Raw genomic sequence first — 5520 nt, forward strand, 5'->3', positions numbered from 1 at the left:
TATTTAAACCGCCCAGCTGGCGGATGTCTCGGGTGCCTGTCTCGTGATCGATAATGCCGGTTACCAGGAATAGTGTGGCTTTATACAAGGCGTGTACCAGTATAAATACCGCAGCTGCCAGTAAAGCATCTTTGGTGCCAAGACCAATTAAGAAAACCAGAATACCTAATGCAGAAATGGTGGAGTAGGCCAGAATTCCCTTGAGGTCTAGCCTAAACAAAGCATGAATGGCCGCATAGGTCATGGTAATAGCCCCAACAATGATCAAGGTGCTGTTCCACCATTCATGGTTTCCTAAGACGGGGGTAAACCGGGCCAGCAAGTAAATCCCTGCTTTTACCATAGTTGCTGAATGCAAGTAGGTTGAAACAGGTGTTGGAGCTTTCATTGCGCCGGGCAACCAAAAGTGGAACGGAAATTGAGCGGACTTGGTAAAAGCTGCAATAAATAAAAACACCAAAACCCATCCATAGAGCTCATGAGATTGAATGGAGTCGGTAAGAGGTATTAAAGCAGAAATTTGTGAGGTACCGGTGATTTGTCCCAAGCCTACCATGGCAGCCATCAAAAATAATCCACCAAATCCGGTGATGGCCAAAGCTGTGATGGCTGACTTTCTTGAATCGGGATTGTCGTTGTTAAATCCAATTAAAAAGAAAGAACTTATACTGGTTAGCTCCCAGAAAATAAAAAGGGCATAAATATTGTCAGAAAGTACCAAGCCAAGCATGGAGGCCATAAACATGGAAAGATAGGCATAAAACCTATCGAGGTAGGGGTGTCCTTTGAGATAGGAAGAAGTATAAACAAAGACCAGGGTGCCTATCCCGCTTATCAATAGCACGAAAAGAAAGGAAAGGCCATCAAGGTGGAAATCCAGGTTGATTCCTATGGATGGTACCCATTGATAACTGGCTTTTATGGTATCTCCTGCCAATAGGATTGGGAGTTTCGAAAGAAAAAACCCAAATATAGAAAACGGCAGTAAAGCAACCCAAATAGTGGATTTTCCCTTCAGTTTACCCATGATCATGGGAATTACTAAAGCAAAAACAAATCCCGAAATTACGGCAATCAACATCAGCGATTATTTAATGAGTTTGTTTAACGAAAGCCCAAAATACAAAAAATTATAGGATTAGACATGAGATAACGAATCGTTTCCATTAACGGTTAGTTGATGGAATTAATAATGTACTGATAGTAAGCAAAATATAATATAGGAGTAATATCGATAAGAAATTATAACAAAAAATTGATGCATTGAAGCAAAAAAATGTGCATTTTTGAGATATTGCAAAGATTAAATCTAACCTTTTCAACCATGGCAAACATCTACGAGACTGAAGTCGCAAAGCGTTTTACGATTTATAACAGTCTATTTTTAGACCTGCCTTTTGACCAGATTTACAGAACAGGTACTTTGTTACCTATTTTGTCTGAAGCATGTCAAGACGGGTTTAAAAAAAATAAAACGCCAAAGGAAATTATCCGCCAATTCTTTGAAGAATTGATGGCTGATAAATCTGAAGAAGAAAGGCACGACCTTCTCTTTAAAATGGTACAATATATCGAACGTCAAGTGGTATTATTTGATTCGATAGAAGATGCTTCCTTTGAAAAATTCAACGATATCAAAGGCAAAGGTACCATGACCGCCTTGATTGCGAGAGCAGAAAACGACCATAAAAAAGACGAACTTATACAAAAGCTTAAAAACTTTTCCGTTCGATTAACTTTAACTGCACACCCTACACAGTTTTACCCCGGCAATGTTCTGGCCATTATCACTGACCTAGAACAAGCCATACGGCAAAATGACCTGGGAGATGTAGACCTTCTGCTTCGTCAATTAGGCAAAACAGCCTTTATTAATAAAGAGAAACCTTCTCCCTACGAGGAAGCAGTCAGCCTTACTTGGTTTCTGGAATATGTGTTCTATCCAAGTATTTCGGATATAATGATCCGTGTCCTCAACCAGCTAAATATTCCCCTTCACGATTGGGAAAACCCCAATTTGCTGAAAGTAGGCTTTTGGCCGGGAGGTGATAGGGACGGAAATCCTTTTGTAACACATGAAATCACCAAAAAAGTAGCTGATAAACTTCAGAACAGTATTCTGAAATGCTACTATAGAGACATTCGTAAAGTCCGAAGACGTCTCACTTTCCACAATGTGGAGAGTCACCTGATCAAAGCAGAAAAGGGGATCTACAATACCCTTTTTGGTGGAGATGGAGATATTTTTAATTCTAAGGATGATCTGCTTGACGTTTTATATGAAGCCAGAAAGGGCATTATTGAAGAACATGGAGGCCTGTCTCTAGAATTATTGGATGAGTTTATCCTTAAAGTAAGGGTTTTTGGATTCCATTTTGCCAGCATGGATGTAAGGCAAGACAGTAGAAAACACGATGCCCTTTGGGATGAAATATTAGAGAAAAGTGAAGGTAAAGCTGCTTTGGAAACTTACCACAAAGGTGATGAAGAAGCAAAAATTGAGAAAATCCTTTCGATAGACAAATTGCCTGAGATCAGTTCTCTTGAAGAACCTTTTCACAGAGAAATGTTGGAAAGTGTCAAGTCTATCAATTATATTCAGAAGAATAACGGCCCAATGGGCTGTCACAGGTACATCATTTCCAACAACCAATCAGTACTGCATGTGCTGGAGGTTTATCAAATGAATAAATTGTTGTTGGCAGATGGTGGTGACCTATCGCTTGATATTGTACCATTGTTCGAAACCATCGATGATTTGGCAGCAGCTCATGGGGTGATGACCAAGCTTTATAACAATAAAGTGTACAGGGATCACCTGCGCAAGCGTGGCAACAAGCAGTCCATCATGTTGGGCTTTTCTGATGGTACCAAAGACGGCGGTTATATCCGTGCCAACTGGTCCATTTTGCGTGCCAAAGAAGAACTTACAAAAGTGGCTAGAGAAGAGGGGATTGATGTGATATTCTTTGACGGCAGGGGTGGACCTCCTGCTCGAGGTGGTGGAAATACCCATAACTTCTATGCTTCTCTCGGTCCTAATGTGGAAAACCGTGAGATTCAGATCACCATTCAGGGACAAACCATTAGTGCCAACTATGGTAAACCGGTAAGCTGTTCTTACAATCTGGAGCAGCTACTTAGTGCTGGCATGGAAAGTCACTTGTATCCTTCCAGTGAAAATAGCCTGACTGAGAAACAAAAATCGCTTATCGATGAGATGGCGGATATCAGTTATAATGCGTATAAGGAACTTAAAAATCACAAGCAATTTGTTCCCTATCTGGAAAAAGTAACGCCTTTGAAATTCTTCGGCATGACCAATATTGGTTCCAGACCGGTGAAAAGGAGCAAGGGAGGAAGCATGAAGTTTGAAGACCTTAGAGCCATACCATTTGTAGGTGCCTGGGCGCAAATGAAGCAAAATATTCCCGGTTTCTTTGGGGTAGGTAAAGCCATAGAGGAGCTTGAGAAGCAAGGTAGGCTGGGAGAGGTGCAGCAACTGTACAAAGACTCGTTGTTTTTCCGATCTTTATTGGGCAACTCCATGCAGTCCCTAGCAAAATCTTTTTATCCGGCTACCGCTTATCTTAAGGACGATCCTCAGTTTGGAGGATTCTGGGACCTGATGCACAGTGAGTACCAAAGATCTTACGAAAAGGTGCTCGCAGTGGCAGGAATGACTGATTTACTGGAGGACAGTCCGCTAAGTAACCAGTCCATAGCCATCAGGGAAAGAATTGTTTTACCGTTGATCACCATTCAGCAGTATGCCATTCAGACCATTTTGGATAAAGGAAAAGAAGATACCGCTTTACAAAAACTGATCCTTAGGACCATGTTTGGTATCATCAATGCCGCAAGAAATGCTGCATAACGACATTAGAAATTTTCTGATAAATAGAGAAGGCCACTGTTTCAGTGGCCTTTTTTTTATACCTATACTTGATGCTTCCTATTTAAATTCAGGATGCTTTAATAGTATCCAATGAAGGTAAATAAAATATAGGGGTTTGTTTTTAACCATCTTAGACCTTGGTGTTCTAAGATGGTTTTAAGGTATCCGTTCTATTAAATATTTAATAAAACCTGGTTAGGTGAGTTATTCGCAAAATAAAAGAGTGTATTGTAAGTTTAAAGAGTGTTTTTAGTTTTTTTAATTAGTATTTATTCCTTAGTTTTAATGATAGGTGGAAGACGAATAAAGTGCACTGTGCACTTTATTCGTACGTTGTGTGGCATACAAAAAAAGCACCCACAATGTTAAAAGCGCAAATGACGTAATAATGACATAAGCATGACGCAACAAACCATAAGAACTGAATCTATATTTGTTCTGAATTTTAAAAACTAAAAAAATGAAGAACAACGAATTAGCAAAAAAAATTAAAGAACTGAGAAATCGGAAAGGAATTTCACAAGAGGAATTATCGGAAAAATCTGGTTTAAGCTTGCGAACAATTCAACGAATTGAAAACGGAGAAACTGAGCCACGAGGTGATTCACTTAAAAGACTTGCATCGACTTTTAATGTTTCACCAGATGAAATAACGGACTGGCAGATTGTTGAAGATAATACCATTGTAAATCTATTAAGTTTGACACAGTTTAGTTTTTTAGTTTTTCCAATTTTAGGGGTATTAGTGCCATTAGTGATATGGATTTCAAAAAAAGATAAAATTAAGAATGTCGATAAAATTGGAAAAGCAATTATTAATTTTCAGATTACATGGACAATTGTAGTATTTATATCCTATTTATTTTGGTTCATTCTGAGGATGGGACCACTTTTCATGATTGGATTATACGTCTTTAATTTGTTAATGATTACAGTAAATTCAATACGCATTAATAATATTAAAGAAGTATACTATAAGCCCGCATTTAAAATTCTAAGATGAAAATAAAGTACGACCACACAAATCGAGTAGCCCGACCTGAGCCAAATAGCTCAGGTTGAGGCTCTCACACCACCGTACGTACGGGTCTCGTATACGGCGGTTCACCGGATTATGGGTTGCGTTTTGAGGGAATAGGAAAGCATGGATTCATATCCTTTTCTTCTCAGGCGTGACAAAGTGATCGTAGTAATCAGAATCGGACTCTGAGCTACCGCCCATCCCCCTTTTCTGGTTCTGCTCCATGCGTAAGCATGGTCTTGGTCAATCCCAAGTTGAATAAGATTTTTACGTTTTCGCTCCGGCTTTTTCCAATCATGCCAGATACAGTATCGAAGTCGGTTTCTAAGCCATTCATCAATGGCTTTCAGCTTGACGTGGATACTGGCAAGGCGGTAATTATTCACCCATCCCCGCCAGACCTCAGCCAGCTTTTTCAACCTTTCCTCGAAGCTGTACGGTTTGGTTTTCTTGGTGATCTGCTTGAGCTTACGTTTGAGCGACTCCCAACTGTTCTTTTTCACCACCAGTTGGTATTTTCCTTTGTCCCCTTTCTTATATGTCGGAACAAATGCATGTCCCAACAGCTCGAAGTTAGAGGGTCTTCGGATGCCACTTTTCT

4 protein-coding genes are annotated in these 5520 nt (G+C 39.8%); 2 read left to right on the top strand and 2 right to left on the bottom strand.

Annotated elements, in window-relative coordinates:
* On the bottom strand, positions 1–1081 hold a 1081-nt coding region (locus tag AAC037_RS18750; RefSeq protein ID WP_339904735.1), incomplete at its 3' end, for a proton-conducting transporter membrane subunit.
* 243 nt (positions 1082–1324) lie between these two features.
* Here AAC037_RS18750 and AAC037_RS18755 point away from each other — a divergent pair.
* The gene (locus AAC037_RS18755) at positions 1325–3877 is read left to right on the top strand and encodes a phosphoenolpyruvate carboxylase (RefSeq protein ID WP_339904736.1); all 2553 of its coding nucleotides are present in this window, start codon (positions 1325–1327) and stop codon (positions 3875–3877) included.
* Between the two features lie 481 nt (positions 3878–4358).
* Positions 4359–4901 carry a helix-turn-helix domain-containing protein gene (locus AAC037_RS18760; protein ID WP_339904738.1) on the top strand — a complete coding sequence of 181 codons (543 nt, stop codon included), beginning with the start codon at positions 4359–4361 and terminating at the stop codon, positions 4899–4901.
* Positions 4902–5002: 101 nt separating this feature from the next.
* On the opposite strand, the gene AAC037_RS18765 is transcribed toward AAC037_RS18760, so the two are convergent.
* Positions 5003–5520 (bottom strand): group II intron maturase-specific domain-containing protein (locus tag AAC037_RS18765; protein WP_339904740.1); only part of this gene is annotated, 518 nt, incomplete at its 5' end.

Origin of the sequence: uncultured Cyclobacterium sp., assembly GCF_963976465.1 — a bacterium.
GTDB lineage: Bacteria > Bacteroidota > Bacteroidia > Cytophagales > Cyclobacteriaceae > Cyclobacterium.

What these genes read in the sequence shown, in the direction of transcription:
- AAC037_RS18755 (WP_339904736.1), top strand. Translation starts at nt 1,325, where the DNA reads ATGGCAAACATCTACGAGACTGAAGTCGCAAAGCGTTTTACGATTTAT.
- AAC037_RS18760 (WP_339904738.1), top strand. Translation starts at nt 4,359, where the DNA reads ATGAAGAACAACGAATTAGCAAAAAAAATTAAAGAACTGAGAAATCGG.